The organism is Pseudomonas sp. S3_A09 (assembly GCF_054668065.1).
In genome coordinates this window covers 5,739,181-5,758,414 of the sequence record NZ_CP162752.1, presented here as the reverse complement: position 1 = coordinate 5,758,414, position 19,234 = coordinate 5,739,181, and the positions used below count along the sequence as shown (strand labels likewise).

The window sequence follows — 19,234 nt, the reverse complement described above, 5'->3', positions numbered from 1 at the left end:
GCATCAGGTTTGCCAATGAGCCATCGGCTCAGAGAGTGGGTAGGATTCACTTCATCAACTTTAAGCCCTTCTACAAAACCTGACGGAGAGTCAACGATGCCTATCATCAACAGCCAAGTAAAACCGTTCAAAGCTACCGCCTACAAAAACGGCAACTTCGTAGATGTGTCCGACGCCGATCTGAAAGGCAAGTGGTCCGTTGTGTTCTTCTACCCAGCCGACTTCACCTTCGTTTGCCCAACCGAACTGGAAGACCTGGCTGACAACTACGCCGAATTCCAGAAGCTGGGCGTCGAAATCTACAGCGTTTCCACCGACACCCACTTTGCCCACGCTGCTTGGCACAACACTTCGCCAGCCATCGGCAAAATCCAGTACACCATGATCGGTGACCCAACCCTGACCATCTCCCGCAACTTCGACGTACTGATCGAAGAAGCTGGCCTGGCAGACCGCGGTACGTTCGTGATCAACCCAGAAGGTCAGATCAAGATTGTTGAGCTGAACGACGGCGGTGTTGGCCGTGACGCTTCCGAGCTGCTGCGCAAAATCAAAGCGGCTCAGTACGTCGCTGCCCACCCGGGCGAAGTGTGCCCAGCCAAGTGGAAAGAAGGCGAGGCTACTCTGGCTCCGTCCCTGGACCTGGTCGGCAAGATCTAAGTCTGTGAAGTCTCAAGGGCGGTATTCCGCACTTAAGTAAGCTGCATCCGCCCCCAAAACGCCCGGGCGAGATTCGCTCGGGCGTTTTTTTGTCTGCAATAAACCGAATAAACAGGAAATCGCCCGTATGTTGGACGCCAATCTTAAAGCTCAGTTGAAGTCATACCTGGAACGGGTCACCCAGCCGATCGAGATCGTCGCCTCCCTCGACGACGGCGCGAAATCCCAGGAAATGCTTGCCCTTTTGCAGGATGTTGTCAGCCTCACGACGCTGATTACCCTGAAAACCGATGGTGATGATGCGCGTAAGCCGTCGTTCTCCATCAACCGCCCGGGTGCCGAGATCAGCCTGCGTTTTGCCGGCATCCCCATGGGCCATGAATTCACTTCGTTGGTGCTGGCCCTGCTGCAAGTCGGTGGCCACCCGTCGAAGGCCAGTGTCGAAGTGATTGAACAGATCCGCGCCCTTAAAGGCGAGTTCAGCTTCGAGACCTACTTTTCGCTGTCCTGCCAGAACTGCCCGGACGTGGTCCAGGCGCTCAACCTGATGGCTGTGCTCAACCCGAACATTCGCCACGTCGCCATCGATGGCGCGCTGTTCCAGGCTGAAGTCGACGAACGTCAGATCATGGCGGTGCCCAGCGTTTACTTGAACGGTGTGAACTTCGGCCAGGGCCGCATGGGCCTGGAAGAAATTCTCGCCAAGCTCGACACCAGCGGGATCGAAAAAGCCGCCGAGAAAATCAGCGCCAAAGACGCCTTTGATGTGCTTGTCGTCGGTGGTGGTCCAGCCGGTTCTTCGGCGGCCATCTATGCCGCACGTAAAGGCATTCGTACCGGCGTCGCTGCCGAGCGTTTTGGTGGCCAGGTGCTGGACACCATGTCCATCGAGAACTTCATCTCGGTGCAGGAAACCGAAGGCCCAAAACTGGCCAGCGCCCTGGAAGCCCATGTACGCCAGTACGACGTGGACATCATGAACCTGCAGCGCGCCAGCAGCCTGGTGCCGGCGAAAAACGCCGGTGACCTGCACGAAATTCGTTTCGAAAGCGGTGCGACCCTCAAGTCCAAGACTGTGATCCTGGCCACCGGCGCCCGCTGGCGCGAAATGGGTGTGCCGGGCGAGCAGGAATACAAGGCCAAAGGCGTGTGCTTCTGCCCGCACTGCGACGGCCCGCTGTTCAAGGGCAAGCGTGTAGCGGTGATCGGCGGTGGTAACTCCGGCGTTGAAGCGGCCATCGACCTGGCCGGCATCGTCAGCCATGTCACCTTGCTTGAGTTCGACAGCAAGTTGCGCGCCGACGCCGTGTTGCAACGCAAGCTCTACAGCCTGCCCAACGTTGACGTGATCACCAGCGCGCTGACCAGCGAAGTGAAAGGTGATGGCCAGAAAGTCACCGGCCTGGCGTACAAGGATCGCGACAGCGGCGAGTTCAAGACCATTGACCTGGAAGGTATCTTCGTACAGATCGGTTTGCTGCCCAACACCGACTGGCTCAAAGGCACCGTGGAGCTGACGCCGCGTGGCGAAATCATCGTCGATGCGCGTGGTGAGACTTCACTGCCAGGTGTGTTCGCCGCCGGCGACGTGACGACGGTGCCGTACAAGCAGATCGTGATTGCGGTGGGCGAGGGTGCCAAGGCTTCCCTGAGTGCTTTCGATCACCTGATCCGCACTTCCGCTCCGGCGTAAATCCGAAGCCGCAATGAAAACCCCATGAGCGATCATGGGGTTTTTTTCGTTATAGCGGTGCGGGCTGGATAATCTCGACCCAGTACGCGTCCGGGTCCTTGATGAAGGCCAGGCTTTTCATGCGGCCATCGGTCAGGCGTTTCTGGAAGTCGCAGCCCAGGGCTTCGAAACGTTCGCAGGCAGCGACGATATCCGGCACCGAGATACAGATGTGACCAAAACCACGTGGGTCGGTATTACCATTGTGGTAGGCAAAGTCGGCGTCGTTTTCGGTGCCATGGTTGTGGGTCAGTTCCAGGATACCTGGGATCGACTTCATCCACTGGGTACGCTCGGCGGCGTCGGCCGGAATCTGGGACTTGTCCACCAGGGCCAGGAAGTACAGGCTGAATTCGGCTTCCGGAAAGTCACGCTTTTCAACCAGGGAGAAACCGAGGACGCGGGTGTAGAAGTCCAGAGACTTGGTGATGTCCTTGACCCGCAGCATGGTGTGGTTGAACACGAAGTTCGTGGTGGCGGTGTCCGGTTGGGCAGTGACGCCCGGGAAAGTGTTCAGTTCGTGCAGGCTCATGGGCCCTCCAGAAAAAATGGGGCAAACGCGGCTCTGAAATGTGAGCGGTTCCTTGGCTTGCGGCTGGCATCCGTGCAGCCGGACCATGATACGCAAGGCTCGCCCCAGGCGCCAAATGAAAAAGCCCAAGCAAGCCTTGCGACACATGGGCGCGGGGGCTCAAACTTTGGCGCTTGAACCTTGGGTATTTTTCACAATGATCGCATTTCGTAAACCGCTGTTGAGCGCTGTGTGTGTGCTGTTGGGCAGTTCCTTCGTGCTGGCGGCCGACCCCGAAATTCATTGGCCCAGTGGCTGGCAGGTTGAAGAGGTTGTCCCGGATGGTGACGCACCTGCCAAACCCCAGCCGGTGTCGCGACAGCGTGCGATAAAGAATGATGAAAATGGCGCGACCTTGATGGTGATGGAGTTGACGGGGACGCCGATTGAAGCGGGGCATAAGGTTAATCTTCAAGGCGTACTGCTGGAGATGCGCAAGTCCATCCAGAAAGATTTTGCCCAAGGTGGTTATCAAAGTGTGTGCAGCAAGATGCGCCCTACAACATTGAGTCATCTTGACGCGTTGGAAACTACGTGTGTGATAACCGAAAACGGGCGTCACGTGCTTTCGCAAACATTGGTGGGCGCGGTTGATGCCGATAAGGCGTATGTTTTTTCATACGCAGGGCAGGCGGATGCGTACGAAGCCAGCAAGGACGAAGTCAGTTCGGTGCGCGATAGCCTCAAACTTTAAGTGTGTAATGTCCGGCGGTTCTGAACATAATGAAACGTTATTTAAGTTCGATTTCGAACCGTTGAAATAAAAAAGCCCCGCTTAAGCGGGGCTCTTTGTTAGTGCAGTGCGATCAGCCGCGAAGCCAGGAGTCTACAGTGGCAGCGCCGTACTGTTCTTTCCAGGCCTTGAGGCCACGGTGGTTGCCGCCTTTGGTTTCGATCAGCTCACCGGTGTGTGGGTTCTGGTAAACCTTGACCACGCGGGCGCGGCGCTGTTTTGGTGCGCTGACGGCTGCAGCGCTGGACTTGCCCGGGTTTGGATCAAGGATGGAAATGATGTCACGCAGGCTTTTGCCGTAGGTCTTCATCAGGCCCTGGAGCTTTTCTTCGAATTCGATTTCTTTCTTCAGGCCGGCGTCGTTTTTCAGGGACTCCAGCTGGGCAAGCTGCTCTTGAAGGGCTTTTTCGGCTGCGCGAAATTCGGCGAGTCTGGACAAAATAGGTACTCCAATAGTGTGTTTGGCTGATATCAACTGCAGACAAAGCTATAAGCCAAGCGCTTTAAGGCGACTCAAGAAAGAAGCCGTCTCGCGAGTTCTGCACAGGCTGAAAAAATTGTAGTAGTTAATGTGCTACGAGTAAATCATGTCTTTTGGCTAAATAAAATTATTTCAGCGCAGGTAGTGCATGGCTATTCAATGGCTGACCAGTGATTGAATAAATTCGTCGCACGGCAATGGCTTTCCGAACAGGTAGCCCTGCAGGAAGTCCACGCCTTGGGCGGCCAGGTAATCGGACTGTTCAGGCGTTTCCACACCTTCTGCAACGATGCCCAAGTCGAGTTTGCCGGACAGTTCAATGATGCTGTCGAGAATATGCAGCGATAATGCATCCGCACCGATCATGGCGACAAAACTCTGGTCGATCTTCAAGTAGTCGACATTGAAGTTACGTAAATAGCCCAGGCTTGAGTGGCCGGTTCCAAAGTCATCAATAGCGATCATCACCCCCAGTTGATGCAGGGCGTCGAACAGGCGGCGGGTGATATCGGTAGGCACGATCAGCTCGCGCTCGGTCAACTCCAGCACCAGGGTGACCTGGCCGACGGGAAAGGCGGCGAGAAACTCACGGCAGTCATCCACCAAGGCCAAATCCTGGCAGTGGCGTGCGGTGATGTTGACGCCGATATGAAACCCAGGGCTGAAACGCGACGCGTGGGGCGACAGTTGTGCCGCGGTCTGGCGTAACAGGGCACGGGTCATGGGGACTATCAGGCCAGAGTGCTCGGCCAGAGGAATAAACAGGTCGGGCCGCACCAGGCCTTCTTTGGGATGTTGCCAGCGCATCAGTACTTCACATCCCGCCCACTCGCGGGTATCCCCCCTTACCACTGGCTGGAAATACGGAATGAACTCATTGGCACCCAGCGCCCGTTGCAATTCTTGAGTCGGTGCCGAGGAGCGCTTTTGCAGCCAGTGGGCCAAAAAACCCGCCAGCACGCCAAAAAACACGACCAGGCTGAACATTGCCGGGTAACGGGCCTGCATGTAGCGCCACACTTCGCCCGCCGGCATGCCTGCGTTGACGCTGTAGTGATAGCGTTCGGACGCCAAGTGCTCGTTAGCCACGGCAAATACCGGCATCGCCGTGTCACGAACCTTGCCATCAGTCCCCAGCCAATTCGGGCCAACTTGCAGTACCAGATGGGCGTATAGGTTGATCAGGCGCAGGGCGTTGGTCAGGTGATAGCCGTCGATCGAAGCAAAAGCGGCCTTGTCACCGTCAACCAGCCGGTAGACCAGCAGCGCGGTGTCGGGGGTCACCGGGTTGCCATTCATCAGCCATAACTGGCCGGCCACATAGTCATCCGGGTTGACCGGTGACATGTAGTTGCTGCCGAACAATGAGCTGCAATAGATGTTTTTTTGCCAGGACAGGGTGGTCGCACGCACAAAGGGCCTGCGAGTGACCTGTTCGCGCAGCGCCAGCTGTGCGCCGCTGTCACAGGGTTGCCCCGCCAATGGCAGCAAGGCCTGGGCGGCGAGGGCGGTGTTGTCGAGCATCAGGTCGAATTGGCGCACCGCCTCCTGCGCGGTCTGGGCCGAGCTTTGTTGCAAGGTACGTTCGGCTTGCCAGTACAGGATGGCGACCCCGAGCGCAATCGGCAGCAGCGCACTCAGTGAGGTGATCAGGTAACGACTGGCGCGTTTTCGCGGGCCGTTGACGGTCAGTGGCATGGGGTGAACGGCCTGTTGCAGGAATCAGATTCAGTCGATGATAGATGGCCCGACCGAAATAAGCTCGCGGTACCCAACCATTTGGCCAGTATGCGTCGCTACAACGCCAGACCTTGGGCAATACGGATAAAAGCGAGCGTCGCCGGGGAAGACTGGCGCCGGTCCAGTACGGCGAGGCCAACCTGGCGCGGCACACGCGGGGATAATACGCGCTGTACGTAGCGAGGATCATGGCCGGCCGGCAACGAGGCCTGCGCCACGACGCTCACCGCATCACCCCGGCTGACGGTTTCCAAGGTGCTCAGCAGTTGCGAGCAGCGATAACGCACATTCGGGGTCAGCCGCGCCTCGTCGAACAAGCGCACCACTAATTCAGTTGACCCGGCCTCGGTCAGCGCGAAAGGGTCGTTGCACAAGTCCTTGAGGCTCACGTGTTCGCGGCCAGCCAGCTTATGATCGGACGGCAGCAGCGCCACCATCTGGTCCTCGAACAGTGGGAAAGTGTCGAAGCGTTCCTGGTCCAGCACCACAAAGCCAATATCAACCCGGCGTTCATCGAGCCATTGGATGACTTGTCTGTCCGGCCCTTCATCCACGTGCACCTCAATGCCCGGATACGCCACGCGGAACCGGTTGAGAATCTTCGGCAGCAAGTAAGTCGAGGAGGTGGGGCCGAATGAGCCGATGCGCAGTGTCCCGCGTTTCATGCCCCGGGCGTCCGCGGCCTCCTGTTGCAAGGTGTTTGCCAGGCCTAGCATCGCCCGAGCGCGTCCCAGCAACTGCGCGCCGATATCGCTCAGCTCGACCTGGGCCTGGTGGCGCCTGAACAACGCCACCCCCAGTTCCTGTTCCAGGCCTTTGATCGCGTGGGACACTGCCGACTGGCTGATGCCGAGGCGATGGGCTGCGCTGGTAAAGCCTTGCAGCTCGGCCACGAGCGAGAAGATTTCAAGTTGAGTCAGGGTCATGAGTGATCACTCATTTTACGATGACTTTGTATTACCAGAACAATGCAGGCACCTTCAAGCCAGTAGAGCCCTATCCCGTGCATTCGAGCTCAGATCGCATCACTTATATGAAGTTGGCGGCTGTCACCATGATCTGGGGCGGCACCTTCGTGGCCGGTCGCTACCTGAGCGGCACGGTTGACCCTTTGCTGGCGGCCAGCCTGCGGTTCGCGCTGGCCAGCCTGGCCTTACTGGGATTCCTGGGCTTGGCACGCATCCCACTGGCCCGCCCAAGCCCCAGACAGTTACTGCTACTGGGGATGCTGGGTTTCTTCGGGATTTTTTTCTACAACCTGTGTTTCTTCTACGGATTGCAGTCCATCAACGCTTCGCGAGCCTCATTGATCGTGGCGCTTAACCCGGCGGTGATCGGCCTGGCGTCGCGTTGGCTGTTCAAGGAGCGCCTGGGTGCCAGCAACGTCGCTGGGATCCTGCTGTGTCTGACGGGTGCCGCCGTGGTCATTGTCAGTCGCAATCCCCACGTGCTGAATGAAGCAACCAGCAGCTGGCGTGGGGATTTACTCATCTTCGGGTGTGTCGTGGGGTGGGGCATCTATTCACTGTGTTCCCGTGGCTTGAACCAGAGCCTCGGGCCGCTGCAGACGGTCACCTGGTCGATACTGCTGGGAACCCTGATGCTCACCCTCACAACGCTGATCATGGGCCGCTTTACACTTGAAGCAATGGGTCGCCTGCAGACTGCGCAGGGGCTGAGCCTGGCGTACCTCGGCGTGCTTGGCTCGGCGCTGGCCTATATCGGCTATTACGATGGCATCCGCCGTATCGGCGCGACACGTTCCGGCGTATTTATAGCGCTTAACCCCCTCACCGCGGTGATCTGCGGCGCTTTGCTGCTGGATGAACCGTTGAGCCTGCCCATGCTGATCGGCGGGGCGGTGATCCTGCTGGGCATCTACCTCTGCAACAAACCCCTTGCACGCGCCAGGGCAATGGGGATTTGATAAGAGTACGGACAAATACGGTTACGCTGTGTAGAATCGATTTACGCATACAAGAATATGGACTTGCGCTCACGCAAGCCTAAGCCGTCAGAGACTGATGACCCCATGAAGCTACTCGGCTCCCCCCTCATCTTTGGTGACTTCCTCGCCCGCAGCGTGCGAGGCCTTTCCTGTGCGCCACCCTGCAACCTCATCCTTGCTCGCCATTAATACTGTGTCTATTACAAGAATGATGAGGTGCCACCATGGCAGATCTATACGAAAACCCAATGGGCCTGATGGGCTTTGAATTCATCGAATTCGCGTCGCCGACGCCGGGCACCCTGGAGCCGATCTTCGAGATCATGGGCTTCACCAAAGTCGCGACCCACCGTTCCAAGAACGTGCACCTGTACCGCCAGGGCGAGATCAACCTGATCCTCAACAACGAGCCCAACAGCATCGCCTCCTACTTTGCGGCCGAACACGGCCCGTCGGTGTGCGGCATGGCGTTCCGCGTGAAGGATTCGCAAAAGGCCTACAACCGCGCCCTGGAACTCGGCGCCCAGCCGATCCATATTGACACCGGGCCGATGGAATTGAACCTGCCGGCGATCAAGGGCATCGGCGGCGCGCCGTTGTACCTGATCGACCGTTTCGGCGAAGGCAGCTCGATCTACGACATCGACTTCGTGTACCTCGAAGGTGTGGAGCGCAATCCGGTCGGTGCAGGTCTCAAAGTCATCGACCACCTGACCCACAACGTCTATCGCGGCCGCATGGTCTACTGGGCCAACTTCTACGAGAAATTGTTCAACTTCCGTGAAGCGCGTTACTTCGATATCAAGGGCGAGTACACCGGCCTGACTTCCAAGGCCATGAGTGCGCCGGACGGCATGATCCGCATCCCGCTGAACGAAGAGTCGTCCAAGGGCGCGGGGCAGATCGAAGAGTTCCTGATGCAGTTCAACGGCGAAGGCATCCAGCACGTGGCGTTCCTCACCGACGACCTGGTCAAGACCTGGGACGCGTTGAAGAAAATCGGCATGCGCTTCATGACCGCGCCGCCAGACACTTATTACGAAATGCTCGAAGGCCGCCTGCCTGACCACGGCGAGCCGGTGGATCAACTGCAGGCACGCGGTATCCTGCTGGACGGATCTTCCGTGGAAGGCGACAAACGCCTGCTGCTGCAGATCTTCTCGGAAACCCTGATGGGCCCGGTGTTCTTCGAATTCATCCAGCGCAAGGGCGACGATGGGTTTGGCGAGGGCAACTTCAAGGCGCTGTTCGAGTCCATCGAACGTGACCAGGTGCGTCGTGGTGTATTGACCGCCGATTAAGCGTCAAAAAGCCCGGCCGAGGGTGACCCCGGCCGGGCTTTTTATTGCCTGCGCATCAGGTTTTGCGTTGATGCACCAGGTGCTTGAAGCCTTCAAACACCAGCACCATTACCGCCAACCAGATCGGGATGTAGGTGAGCCACTCGCCACCCTTGATGCCTTCACCCAAGATCAGCGCCACGCCTAACAGCAGGACCGGCTCAACATAGCTAAGCAACCCGAACAGGCTGAACGCCAGCAACCGGCTGGCGATGATATAGCTCACCAGCGCCGAGGCGCTGATCAGGCCCAGCATCGGGATCAGCGCATACAGTTTCGGGTGGGCATCCATCACCGCAAAGCCTTGCTCGCCACTCTGCACAAACCACCACGCCACCGGCAGCATCAGCGCCATATCCAGCCAGAGCCCACCCAGATGGTCGGTCTTGAGGTACTTGCGCACGATGAAATACACCGGGTAGCCGATGATCACCACCAGCGTTGCCCAGGAAAACCCACCGGCCTGATACAGCTCGTTGAGCACCCCGAGGGCCGCAAAAAACACGGCAATCCGTTGCAGGTAGGACAGTTGTTCGCCCCACACCAGGCGCCCGGTCAGCACCATGGTCAGCGGCAGCAGGAAGTACCCCACCGACACATCCAGGCTGCGCCCATTCAGCGGCGCCCACATGAATAGCCACAATTGCACGCCCAACAAGGCAGAGGACAGCAACACACCCGCAATCAAGCGTGGCTTGGCCGCCAACAGCTGCAGCAGCTCCCACACCCGCCGCCATTCGCCGCTGACGATCATGAACACCGTCATGCACGGCACGGTCAGCAACATGCGCCAGCCGAAAATCTCCAGGCCGCTCAAGGGCGTGAGCAATGATGTGAAGTAATACATCACGGCAAACAGCACCGAGGCCAAGACCGATAAAACAACTCCTTTAGACACTCTGTCCTCGCGAAAACCGTTGATACAAAAGATAAGGGGATTATGGAGCTTTTGGCGGGAGAGGGTTGCGCTGTTTTGGGGCGTTTTTCAGGAAACTTTATCGCCGCCTCTTGTAGGAGCGAGCTTGCTCGCGAAGAACGTCAACGATCACGCAGCGCTATCAGGTAGCCTGCGGCGTCCTTGGGTTCTTCGCGAGCAGGCTCGCTCCTACAGAGTGGAGGGGTTATGCGCGTGGTAAGCGACCGGAGACGAAGTGCCCCACATCATTGAACCCCGGCGTCGACGAATGCCCCGGCGTCACCAACGAATCGATAAACGCCTCATCTTCGGCGCTGATCTTCACCTCAAGCGCGCCAATATAGGCATCCCACTGCGCCTCCGTACGCGGCCCGACAATCGCCGAGCTGACCGCCGAGTTGTTCAACACCCAGGCAATCGCAAACTCCACGATCCCCACGCCACGTCCTTGGGTGTACTGCTGGATCTGCTGGGCGATGCGCAGCGATTCGACACGCCATTCGGTTTCCAGGATGCGTTTGTCCTGGCGCGCCGCGCGGCTGCCGGCCTCGGGGGTAACGTCGGGCGCGTATTTACCGCTAAGCACACCGCGAGCCAGCGGGCTATAGGGCACCACACCCAGGCCGTAGGCGGCTGCAGCGGTGATCTGCTCCACCTCGGCCTGGCGGTTGACGATGTTGTACAAAGGCTGGCTGATGACCGGCTTGTCGACGCCCAGGCGCTCGGCAACGCGAATCACCTCGGCAATGCGCCAACCGCGATAGTTGGACAGGCCCCAGTAGCGGATCTTGCCCTGGCGGATCAGGTCGCCAATCGCCGACACCGTCACTTCCAGCGGGGTGTTGTGGTCTTCACGGTGCAGGTAGTAGATGTCCAGGTAATCGGTGTCAAGGCGGGTCAGGCTGGCTTCCAGTGCGTTGAAAATGCGCTTGCGGCTCAAGCCGCTGCGGTTGGGCAAACCGTCCACCGGGCCGATGCCGACCTTGGAGGCCACCACCCAATCCTGGCGATTACGCACAATGGCTTCGCCGACGATTTCCTCGGAGCGCCCGCCGGTGTAGACGTCCGCCGTGTCGATGAAATTGATGCCCTGATCCCAGGCCTTGTCGATGATGCGCAGCGAGTCCTCGGTGTTGGTCTGTTCGCCAAACATCATGGTGCCCAGGGTCAAGGCGCTGACCTTCAAACCGGACTGGCCCAATGTGCGGTAAATCATGGATAACTCCTCAAGGCGGGAAATGTACCCATGCAATACCAGACTCAGAGGCTCTGGGACAAGCCCTGCGCGGGTTTCTTCATGTGCTCAGCAGTGTCTGGCAGCGCTGCTGTAAAAAGCGATGCAGCACCTTCACCCGTTCCGACACCTGCAGGCGGTGAGGGCACATCAGGTTGAAAGGGGCAGGCTCTCCTTGCCAATCCTCAAACAGCGCGACCAGTCGGCCGGCGGCGATATCGCCGATCACGTCGAGCCTGGCCTTGTAGGCGATACCGTGCCCGCCAAGCGCCCAACGCCGGACGATTTCTCCGTCATTGCTGAGGAAATCCCCCGTCACTTCAACCTCCTGTAGCTGATCAGCCTGACGAAACCGCCAAGTCTTGCTCACTTGGCCCTGGCGCATGTACCGCAGCGCGCTATGTCGGGACAGTTCCATCGGTTCGCGCGGCGTCCCATGACGGGCCAGGTAGTCGGGGCTGGCGCAGGCGACGCGGTGGTGATCAGGCGCGATCGGCAATGCAACCAGGCTGGAGTCCTGGGGCACCCCAAAGCGCAGGGCGATGTCGACGGTTTCGCGGAACAGGTCGGCGTTACTGTCGTTCAACATCAATTGCAGGCGGATATTGGGGTGCTCGGCCTTGAACTCATCCAGCCAGCCCAGCACCACGTTGCGCCCGAAATCCGACGGCGCGGCCAGTTGAAGCAACCCACTCAACCCCTGGCTTTGTTGCTTGAGCGCTTGCTCACCTTCGGACAATGCCGACAGTGCCACGCGCACGCTGTCGAGGTAACGCCGGCCTTCCTCGGTCAGGCGCATGCTGCGCGTGGAGCGTGCCAGCAAGCGGATACCCAGGCGGGTTTCCAGGCGTTTGAGGGCGATGCTTGCCGCCGCCGGGGTCAAACCCAGGCCACGGGCAGCGGCAGACAAGCTGCCTGTGTCCGCGGTTCGCACGAAGACTTCAAGGTCGAGGATCGAACTCATTTGTAAAAATCCTTTAAAGATCTTGTCCTTTTACCGGGATTTTTCGCGGATTGCCAAGCTGGGAAGATAAACGCTCACTTTCTCAATCAGGAATTTTCCCATGACCTCTTCCCTCAACGGCAAAACCGTCATCGTGATCGGCGGCAGCAGCGGAATCGGTGCAGCCGTGGCCCAGGCCGCCGCCGCACGAGGTGCGCAGGTGGTGCTGGCCGGGCGGCGCCTGGTGTCCGGTGTCGAAAACGGCCTGCGCAGCGAACCCGTTGACGTCACCGACGCGGCCTCGCTGCAACGCCTGTTCGAAGCGGTGGGGCGTTTTGATCACTTGGTCTACACCTCGGGGCCGAGTGTGCGGGCCAAAACCTTGGTCGAAACCGACCTGATCGAAGCCCAGGAAAACTTCAATGTAAAACTCTGGGGCTCACTGCGGGCGATCCAACAGGCGCTGCCTTTTTTGAACGAGCACGGCAGCATCAGCCTGACGTCCGGGCAATTGGGGCGTAAATCAGTTGCAGGGCAATTCATCAAGACCGGCATCAACGCCGCGACCGAAGCATTGGTCAAGCAGTTGGCCAAGGAGCTGGCGCCGCGCCGGGTCAATGCGATCAGCCCAGGGGTGATTGATACACCGGCCTATGCAGGGCTCTCCGAAGATCAGCGCTTGGCGATGTTCGCCAAGGCCGGTGGCGCGCTGCCGGTGGGGCGAGTGGGGCAGGCGGAGGAGGTCGCGGCGGGGTATGTGCTGGCGATGGAAAATGGTTTTATGACCGGCGCCGTGATCGATATCGACGGCGGCGGTCTGCTCTGACGTGCGTGAGAGCCGGCAAGCCGGCTCTCACAGGCTTATGCCTTCAGGGTACGCGTCATCCGCAACGCCAACACGCTGCCGGCCACGATCACCGCCGCCAGCAGGTACAGCGCCATATCCGTTGACCCGGTGGCATCCTTCACGAACCCGACGATATACGGGCTGAGGAAGCCGGCCATCTGGCCCATGGAGTTGATCAACGCCAGGCCGCCTGCCGCCGCGCCTGCACTGAGCATGGCGGTAGGCACCGGCCAGAACATCGGCAGACCGGTGAGGGCGCCCATGGTGGCAATGGTCAGGCCGAGGATTGCAATAGCCGGGGTGGTGGCGAAGTTCACCGCGATCACCAGGCCGATAGCCCCCATCAGCATCGGCACCACCAAGTGCCAGCGACGCTCCTTGCGCAAGTCGGCGGAGCGACCCACCAGCAACATGAACACGGCTGCCAGCAAGTACGGGATCGCACTCAGCCAGCCGATCACCAGGTTATCGCTGAACCCCAGGTTCTTGATGATCGACGGCAACCAGAAGTTGATGGCATACACGCCGCTCTGGATGCAGAAGTAGATCAGGCCGAATGCCCAGATGGCCGGGTTCTTGAACACTTCGGCCAGGGAGTCCGTGGTTGTCTTGGGCTTGTTGGCCAAATCAGTCGCCTGGTCGGCTTCCAGCACGGCGCGTTCGTGGGGCTTAAGCCACTTGGCGTTGGCGAAGCTGTCGCTGAGCAGGAAGTAGGCGAGGGCGCCCAGCACGACGGTGGGGATGCCTTGCAGCAGGAACATCCACTGCCAGCCCGCGAGACCACCTTGGCCGGCGGCAAAATGGTTGAGGATCCAGCCGGAGAACGGGCTGCCAAGCAAACCCGAGACCGGGATCGCCGACATGAACAGCGCCATGATCCGCCCACGGCGGAAGGTCGGGAACCATTGCGAGAGGTACAGCACCACGCCGGGGAAGAAGCCCGCTTCCGCGGCACCGGTAAACAGACGCAAGGTGTAGAAGTGCGTCGGGGTGGTGACGAACAGCAGGCAGGTGGAGAGTGTGCCCCAGACGATCATCATCAACGCAATCCAGCGCCGTGGACCGAATTTGGTCAACGCCAGGTTGCTCGGTACGCCGCACAGCACGTAGCCGATGAAGAAGATCCCGGCGCCGAGGCCGTACACGGTTTCGCTGAATTTCAACGCATCGAGCATCTGCAATTTGGCAAAGCCAACGTTTACCCGGTCAAGGTAGTTGAACAGATAGCAGATGAAAATGAAGGGGATCAGGCGCAGGGTGATGCGCTTGTAGATGGCGTTTTTATCGTCATCGGTGGCCAGTGGGGTCGTGGCGCTCTGTGACATGGCAGTCTCTCTTTATTATGATTTTTTGCGATGCGAGGGTAACGTTGATCGCCCACTGAGTCTCGGCCACCTGGCAGGCCGCTGTCTTTGTGCTTGCGCACAGCGAACCCTGCTTTGCGCTGTGCCTGTGAACAACCCCGCTTCTAAGGAATTAGCCCCATGTTTGAGCTGGATCATGACCTGGCGCAGGATATTGTCGATCGAACCATGGCGATCCTGCCCTACAACGTCAATGTCATGGACAGCCAAGGCCTGATTCTCGGCAGCGGCGAACCCGAGCGCATCAACACCCGCCATGAAGGCGCCCAACTCGTGCTCGCCAATGGCCGCGTGGTGGAAATCGACGGCCAGACCGCCAAGCACCTCAAGGGCGTGCAGCCAGGCATCAACCTGCCGTTGTTGCATGATGGGCGCCTGATCGGTGTTCTCGGCATCACCGGCGAACCGGAAGGCCTGCGCACCTACGCCGAACTGGTACGCATGACTGCCGAAATGCTGGTCAGCCACCGCCACCAACAGGCCGAGCAACAATGGCGGCGCCAGCGCTGTGATGACCTGCTGGCCTTGCTCCTGGCGGAAACCGGCGACTCGCCGCGCCTGGTGGACGAGGCCCAGCAACTGGGGCTCAAGCCGCAACTGCCGCGCACGCCATACTTGTTCGAACTGGGCGCAGGTCAATCGGCGGAAGCCCTGAGTACCTGGCTGACCTCGCGTTATCCGGACAGCTGGTGTGTCAGCTCGGCGCAATTCTCACTGCTGTGGTGCCGGCCGGCGGCAGTGCAGGTCGACAACCCGCGCTTGCTGGAAAAGCTCGATGCCCTCGGCTGGAACGTCCTGCGCCTGGCCGTTGGCGGGCAGGCGGACGGGCTGGCGGGGTTGCGTCGCTGCTATCGACGCGTCGGGGATCTGCTGGCCTATGGTCGCGATGTGCTACCGCAGTCGCGCCTGCTGACCCTTAACCGCTATCGCCTGCCGGTGATGCTCTGGCGCCATCGCAACGACGATGCGCTCGACGAGTTGCTCAACCCTCTGCGCAAAGTGCTCGCCAAGGACAGCAATGGCCAACTGCTGGCCACGTTGCGCAGTTGGTGCGAACACGACGGGCAAAGCCAGGCCTGTGCCGATGCGCTGGGTATTCACCGCAACAGCCTGCGTTACCGTATGGAGCGCATTGCCGAACTCAGTGGCGTCGACCCATTGACCCTGGACGGCATGCTTGCTCTCTACCTGGGTGTACAGCTGTTGCCCCAGGCTTTGTCGGAATGAACAACAAAGCGCCGCCGTACTTGTGCATCGGACCGGCGTCAGTAGCCCTGCCAACTGGCAGCATGGGCGTTATAAAAACCGGAGAAAGCCCATGAAAATCATCATCGCCCCCGACTCGTTCAAGGACAGCCTGAGTGCCGAAGGCGTCGCCCAGGCCATCGCGGCCGGGTTGTCCGAAGTCTGGCCGCAAGCGCAGTTGATCCAGTGCCCGATGGCGGATGGGGGTGAAGGCACGGTGGACGCGGTGCTGGCCGCCTGCAAGGGTGAGCTGCGCCGCCAGCAGGTGAGAGGTCCGTTGGGTGGCACGGTTGAGGCGCGCTGGGGCTGGTTGGCCGACAGCCACACCGCCATCATCGAAATGGCCGAAGCCAGCGGCCTGCAACTGGTACCGCCGGGCCAGCGCGATGCGTGCACCAGCACCACCTACGGCACCGGCGAACTGATCCGCGCGGCCTTGGACCTCGGCGCCGAGCGCATCATCCTGGCCATCGGCGGCAGCGCTACCAATGACGCTGGCGCGGGCGCAATGCAGGCCCTGGGCGCGCAGCTGTTCGACGCGGAGGCGCAAACCCTGCCACCGGGTGGCCTGGCCTTGTCACGTCTGGCGCATATCAGCCTTGAAAACCTCGACCCACGCCTGGCACAGGTGCGCTTTGAAATCGCCGCCGACGTGAACAATCCCCTGTGCGGCCCCCACGGCGCCTCCGCTATTTTTGGCCCGCAAAAAGGCGCCAGCCCCGTGCATGTCCAACAGTTGGATGCGGCCCTCGGTCACTTCGCCGATCACTGTGCCAGGGTGCTGCCCAAGGATGTGCGCGACGAACCCGGCAGCGGTGCGGCCGGTGGCTTGGGTTTCGCTGCCAAGGCCTTTCTGGGCGCGCAGTTCCGTGCGGGTGTGGAAGTGGTGGCCGAGCTGGTAGGTCTGGAGGACGCCGTACGGGGTGCCGACCTCGTCATTACGGGCGAAGGGCGTTTCGATGCCCAGACCCTGCGCGGCAAAACCCCCTTTGGTGTGGCCCGTATCGCCGGCCAGCACAACGTGCCGGTCATTGTGATTGCCGGCACGCTGGGCGAGGGTTATGAACAGATGTATGCCCATGGTGTAGCGGCAGCCTTTGCCCTGCCTGCGGGGCCGATGAGCCTGGAACAAGCGTGCAGCGAGGCGCCGCGCCTGCTTCGTGAGCGGGCCTCGGATATAGCGCGGGTGTGGCGATTGGCATCGTCCAAGGGCTAGTGAGTGACGCCGATTGCGAGGTGGTCGATCCACTGTTTCTGAAACGCCAGCAACGCGGCCTTAGGCTGCTGCAGCTCGACCAGTGCGAGCATCGGATCGTCCACCGCGGTGCGCACACCCGACAACTCTTCCAGCGTCGCCAACCCGCAAAACGGTACATAGGCTTCGCTGTAGCCGCCTTCGTGCACCAGCACCAGACGGCCCTGGCACAGGCGTTCGGCAGCCTGGCGCACGCAGCGAGTCATCAGGCGGAAGGATTCGCTGTGCAGCAACATGCGCGCGAGCGGGTCGACGGCGTTGGCGTCATAGCCGCAGGCGACAATGATCAGCTCCGGCTGGAAACGCTCCAATGCCGGCACCACGATCCGGTTCATCGCATGCAGGTAGGCGTCGTGACCACTTCCCGGTGGCAAGGGGATATTGATGTTCGCCCCCAGCCCTGCGCCACGGCCACGTTCCTGCTCGCCGCTGTAACCGGGGGGATAACAGCCGTCCTGATGCAGCGAAATCGTCAGCACATCCGCGCGCGCCTCGAAGATCGATTGTGTGCCGTTGCCATGGTGCACATCCCAGTCGATCACCGCGACCTTGCCCAGCCCATTGCGCACCTTGGCGGCTTCGATCGCGATGGCGATGTTGGCCAGGAAGCAGAACCCCATGGCGCTGTCCGCCAGGCAGTGATGCCCCGGCGGTCGTGACAATGAGTAGGCGTTATCTGCCAGGCCCTTGAGCACGGCGTCGACGGCAGCCATCGTGAGGCCGGCCGAAAGTCGGGCGATTTCGTAGCTGCCCGGGCCTATCGGCGCCTGTAATCCCAGGTCGCCGCCACCGGCATCGCTCAACGCCTTGAAACGCTGCAGGTATTCATGGCCGTGGACGCGCAGCAAATCGGCTTCGCTCGCTGGCGCAGCGCTGTGCATGTGCAGGTGATGGCCCAACCCGGAGACATCCAGCAGGCTTTTCATGCGCCGCTTGGTTTCGGGGGATTCGGCATGCCCGCTGCCGGCAGGTGGCTGTACCCAGCCGCCCACGGGCAAGGTCAATGCATGGGAGCTGGCGCTGTGCCAAAGGCTCATTTCATCAAAGAAAAACGCGGTGGTTCGGTTCATACAGGCTCCATTTCAACGACAGGTCCGGGACGGCTGGCAAGGATCATTGCCAACGACAGCAGCGTGATCACGGCGCCGCCCATCAACAGCACGGCAAAGCCGCCGCTGGCCTCGATGAGCCGACCCGCTATCGCCGGGCCGATGGCCAAGCCGCCGCCGATCATCAGGTTCGACGCGTTCATCAGCTTGCCGCTGTGATCGAGGTCGGCCAGGCAAGCAAGGATCAGCGGCAAGATGAAGGTCCAGGCGAACTTGAACAGCAGCGCCGCCAGGGTAAAGCGCACCAGGGTGGGTTGGCCCAGCAGGAGCAGCACCGCTGCCGCCATTAACGCGTAGCCTGCCAGCAGTAACTGCTGACGCGGCAGACGGGAGCCGATCAGTGACGTGCACGCGGCGCCGGCGATTCCCATGACCGTCGCAATGGCCAATATCTCGCCGCTGTGCTGTGGGGAAATCCCGGCAGTGGCGCCCAGGGCGCCGATAAACGTCCAGACTCCGCCCAGGCTGATGTAAAAGGCCAGGACCGCACCGACACCCAGTAGGGCTTTGCGTCGTGTGCCAGCAGCGGCCGTCCCGATTGCTTGTGGCGCTGCATGGGCACAAGGAAAGCCGCGTGCCAGCGGCAGCAACAGCGCCATCAACCCTGCCAGGATCAGGTAGCAACTCTGCAGTCCATAACGTTCGAATAAACCCGGTAATACCGCCAGGCCGATGGCGCCGACGATCAGTTGTCCGACCACCCATAACCCGTAGACACGGCTGGGGTTGGCGGTGATGGCTGCGCTCGCCAGGCAGATGATCATCAACGAACCGCCCGCCAAGGCACTGACCAAGCGCAGGACCAGCAACTGGGTATAGGTGTCGGCAAGCGTCGACATCAGGTTGGCCGCAATGAACAACACGGCTGCGGCCAAGGCTGCCACTCGCCAGTTCACGCACCGCAGCCACCAGAAGGCGGGCAGGGTCGCCAGGCTCATTGCGCCCAGTTCGACGGAAAACAAGTCGCCGATCTGTGCCGGGCTCAATTGCCATTGGGCGGCCAACTGCGCCGCCACGGCAGGCGCAGTCATCAAGATGGTCGGGGTGATCGCGGCAAACAGCACGATGGCCGCCAGCCGCTGCCAGGGTGTAGGGGACGAGTTGTGCATGATCAAG

The 19,234-nt window shown here is 60.3% G+C and carries 18 protein-coding genes; 8 read left to right on the top strand and 10 right to left on the bottom strand.

Going from position 1 to position 19,234, the window contains the following annotated elements:
- The first annotated feature begins 96 nt into the window (after positions 1 to 96).
- Together ahpC and ahpF are read left to right on the top strand one after the other, a co-directional pair.
- Positions 97 to 660, top strand: a complete 564-nt coding sequence (gene ahpC, locus AB4N92_RS26720) for an alkyl hydroperoxide reductase subunit C (RefSeq protein WP_010210361.1) — start codon at positions 97 to 99, stop codon at positions 658 to 660.
- A 127-nt stretch (positions 661 to 787) separates the two neighbouring features.
- Complete coding sequence (gene ahpF / locus AB4N92_RS26715) at positions 788 to 2,353, top strand: alkyl hydroperoxide reductase subunit F (protein ID WP_021493112.1); 1,566 nt, start codon at positions 788 to 790, stop codon at positions 2,351 to 2,353.
- 49 nt (positions 2,354 to 2,402) lie between these two features.
- Here the strand turns inward: ahpF and gloA are convergent, their stop codons facing one another.
- On the bottom strand, positions 2,403 to 2,924 hold the full coding sequence (gene gloA / locus AB4N92_RS26710; RefSeq protein ID WP_010210364.1) for a lactoylglutathione lyase: 522 nt from the start codon (positions 2,922 to 2,924) through the stop codon (positions 2,403 to 2,405).
- A gap of 196 nt (positions 2,925 to 3,120) precedes the next feature.
- On the opposite strand from gloA, the gene AB4N92_RS26705 reads away from it, so the two are divergent.
- Positions 3,121 to 3,657 (top strand): DUF4946 domain-containing protein, encoded by a 537-nt coding sequence (locus tag AB4N92_RS26705; protein ID WP_031291339.1) that lies wholly within the window; start codon positions 3,121 to 3,123, stop codon positions 3,655 to 3,657.
- Positions 3,658 to 3,769: 112 nt separating this feature from the next.
- Here AB4N92_RS26705 and AB4N92_RS26700 read toward each other — a convergent pair whose 3' ends face one another.
- The 3 genes from AB4N92_RS26700 to AB4N92_RS26690 form a co-directional block, all read right to left on the bottom strand.
- A complete protein-coding gene (locus tag AB4N92_RS26700) occupies positions 3,770 to 4,135 on the bottom strand; it encodes a histone-like nucleoid-structuring protein, MvaT/MvaU family (protein WP_021493114.1) in 366 nt (121 codons plus the stop codon).
- A 198-nt stretch (positions 4,136 to 4,333) separates the two neighbouring features.
- Positions 4,334 to 5,875 (bottom strand): EAL domain-containing protein, encoded by a 1,542-nt coding sequence (locus AB4N92_RS26695; RefSeq protein ID WP_236267246.1) that lies wholly within the window; start codon positions 5,873 to 5,875, stop codon positions 4,334 to 4,336.
- A 98-nt stretch (positions 5,876 to 5,973) separates the two neighbouring features.
- Positions 5,974 to 6,843, bottom strand: a complete 870-nt coding sequence (locus tag AB4N92_RS26690) for a LysR family transcriptional regulator (RefSeq protein WP_137205994.1) — start codon at positions 6,841 to 6,843, stop codon at positions 5,974 to 5,976.
- A 77-nt stretch (positions 6,844 to 6,920) separates the two neighbouring features.
- Here AB4N92_RS26690 and AB4N92_RS26685 point away from each other — a divergent pair, with 77 nt between their 5' ends.
- Positions 6,921 to 7,844: a DMT family transporter gene (locus AB4N92_RS26685; protein WP_236267244.1), complete on the top strand. Its 924-nt coding sequence runs from the start codon at positions 6,921 to 6,923 to the stop codon at positions 7,842 to 7,844.
- Between the two features lie 245 nt (positions 7,845 to 8,089).
- On the top strand, positions 8,090 to 9,166 hold the full coding sequence (gene hppD / locus AB4N92_RS26680) for a 4-hydroxyphenylpyruvate dioxygenase (RefSeq protein WP_021493116.1): 1,077 nt from the start codon (positions 8,090 to 8,092) through the stop codon (positions 9,164 to 9,166).
- Positions 9,167 to 9,221: 55 nt separating this feature from the next.
- Here the strand turns inward: hppD and rarD are convergent, their stop codons facing one another.
- The 3 genes from rarD to AB4N92_RS26665 form a co-directional block, all read right to left on the bottom strand.
- Complete coding sequence (gene rarD / locus AB4N92_RS26675) at positions 9,222 to 10,103, bottom strand: EamA family transporter RarD (protein WP_021493117.1); 882 nt, start codon at positions 10,101 to 10,103, stop codon at positions 9,222 to 9,224.
- Positions 10,104 to 10,326: 223 nt separating this feature from the next.
- On the bottom strand, positions 10,327 to 11,337 hold the full coding sequence (locus tag AB4N92_RS26670; RefSeq protein WP_010210373.1) for an aldo/keto reductase: 1,011 nt from the start codon (positions 11,335 to 11,337) through the stop codon (positions 10,327 to 10,329).
- Positions 11,338 to 11,416: 79 nt separating this feature from the next.
- The gene (locus AB4N92_RS26665; RefSeq protein WP_236267242.1) at positions 11,417 to 12,319 is read right to left on the bottom strand and encodes a LysR family transcriptional regulator; all 903 of its coding nucleotides are present in this window, start codon (positions 12,317 to 12,319) and stop codon (positions 11,417 to 11,419) included.
- A gap of 100 nt (positions 12,320 to 12,419) precedes the next feature.
- On the opposite strand from AB4N92_RS26665, the gene AB4N92_RS26660 reads away from it, so the two are divergent.
- Positions 12,420 to 13,124 (top strand): SDR family oxidoreductase, encoded by a 705-nt coding sequence (locus tag AB4N92_RS26660; RefSeq protein WP_010210378.1) that lies wholly within the window; start codon positions 12,420 to 12,422, stop codon positions 13,122 to 13,124.
- Positions 13,125 to 13,159: 35 nt separating this feature from the next.
- On the opposite strand, the gene AB4N92_RS26655 is transcribed toward AB4N92_RS26660, so the two are convergent.
- The gene (locus AB4N92_RS26655; RefSeq protein ID WP_010210380.1) at positions 13,160 to 14,470 is read right to left on the bottom strand and encodes an MFS transporter; all 1,311 of its coding nucleotides are present in this window, start codon (positions 14,468 to 14,470) and stop codon (positions 13,160 to 13,162) included.
- 159 nt (positions 14,471 to 14,629) lie between these two features.
- On the opposite strand from AB4N92_RS26655, the gene AB4N92_RS26650 reads away from it, so the two are divergent.
- Complete coding sequence (locus AB4N92_RS26650) at positions 14,630 to 15,736, top strand: sugar diacid recognition domain-containing protein (protein ID WP_236267240.1); 1,107 nt, start codon at positions 14,630 to 14,632, stop codon at positions 15,734 to 15,736.
- 91 nt (positions 15,737 to 15,827) lie between these two features.
- Positions 15,828 to 16,970 (top strand): glycerate kinase, encoded by a 1,143-nt coding sequence (locus tag AB4N92_RS26645; RefSeq protein ID WP_010210382.1) that lies wholly within the window; start codon positions 15,828 to 15,830, stop codon positions 16,968 to 16,970.
- Here the strand turns inward: AB4N92_RS26645 and AB4N92_RS26640 are convergent.
- Together AB4N92_RS26640 and AB4N92_RS26635 are read right to left on the bottom strand one after the other, a co-directional pair.
- Positions 16,967 to 18,079 (bottom strand): class II histone deacetylase, encoded by a 1,113-nt coding sequence (locus AB4N92_RS26640; RefSeq protein WP_010210383.1) that lies wholly within the window; start codon positions 18,077 to 18,079, stop codon positions 16,967 to 16,969. The genes AB4N92_RS26645 and AB4N92_RS26640 overlap by 4 nt on opposite strands.
- A complete protein-coding gene (locus AB4N92_RS26635; protein WP_236267238.1) occupies positions 18,076 to 19,227 on the bottom strand; it encodes an MFS transporter in 1,152 nt (383 codons plus the stop codon). The genes AB4N92_RS26640 and AB4N92_RS26635 overlap by 4 nt, the downstream gene beginning before the upstream one ends.
- Between the last annotated feature and the right edge of the window lie 7 nt (positions 19,228 to 19,234).

Coding starts and splice junctions, on each gene's coding strand:
- gloA (WP_010210364.1), bottom strand. CDS start 2,924: ATGAGCCTGCACGAACTGAACACTTTCCCGGGCGTCACTGCCCAACCG.
- ahpC (WP_010210361.1), top strand. CDS start 97: ATGCCTATCATCAACAGCCAAGTAAAACCGTTCAAAGCTACCGCCTAC.
- ahpF (WP_021493112.1), top strand. CDS start 788: ATGTTGGACGCCAATCTTAAAGCTCAGTTGAAGTCATACCTGGAACGG.
- AB4N92_RS26705 (WP_031291339.1), top strand. CDS start 3,121: ATGATCGCATTTCGTAAACCGCTGTTGAGCGCTGTGTGTGTGCTGTTG.
- AB4N92_RS26650 (WP_236267240.1), top strand. CDS start 14,630: ATGTTTGAGCTGGATCATGACCTGGCGCAGGATATTGTCGATCGAACC.
- AB4N92_RS26645 (WP_010210382.1), top strand. CDS start 15,828: ATGAAAATCATCATCGCCCCCGACTCGTTCAAGGACAGCCTGAGTGCC.
- AB4N92_RS26635 (WP_236267238.1), bottom strand. CDS start 19,227: ATGCACAACTCGTCCCCTACACCCTGGCAGCGGCTGGCGGCCATCGTG.
- AB4N92_RS26655 (WP_010210380.1), bottom strand. CDS start 14,470: ATGTCACAGAGCGCCACGACCCCACTGGCCACCGATGACGATAAAAAC.
- AB4N92_RS26665 (WP_236267242.1), bottom strand. CDS start 12,319: ATGAGTTCGATCCTCGACCTTGAAGTCTTCGTGCGAACCGCGGACACA.
- AB4N92_RS26670 (WP_010210373.1), bottom strand. CDS start 11,337: ATGATTTACCGCACATTGGGCCAGTCCGGTTTGAAGGTCAGCGCCTTG.
- AB4N92_RS26690 (WP_137205994.1), bottom strand. CDS start 6,843: ATGACCCTGACTCAACTTGAAATCTTCTCGCTCGTGGCCGAGCTGCAA.
- AB4N92_RS26640 (WP_010210383.1), bottom strand. CDS start 18,079: ATGAACCGAACCACCGCGTTTTTCTTTGATGAAATGAGCCTTTGGCAC.
- hppD (WP_021493116.1), top strand. CDS start 8,090: ATGGCAGATCTATACGAAAACCCAATGGGCCTGATGGGCTTTGAATTC.
- AB4N92_RS26660 (WP_010210378.1), top strand. CDS start 12,420: ATGACCTCTTCCCTCAACGGCAAAACCGTCATCGTGATCGGCGGCAGC.
- AB4N92_RS26695 (WP_236267246.1), bottom strand. CDS start 5,875: ATGCCACTGACCGTCAACGGCCCGCGAAAACGCGCCAGTCGTTACCTG.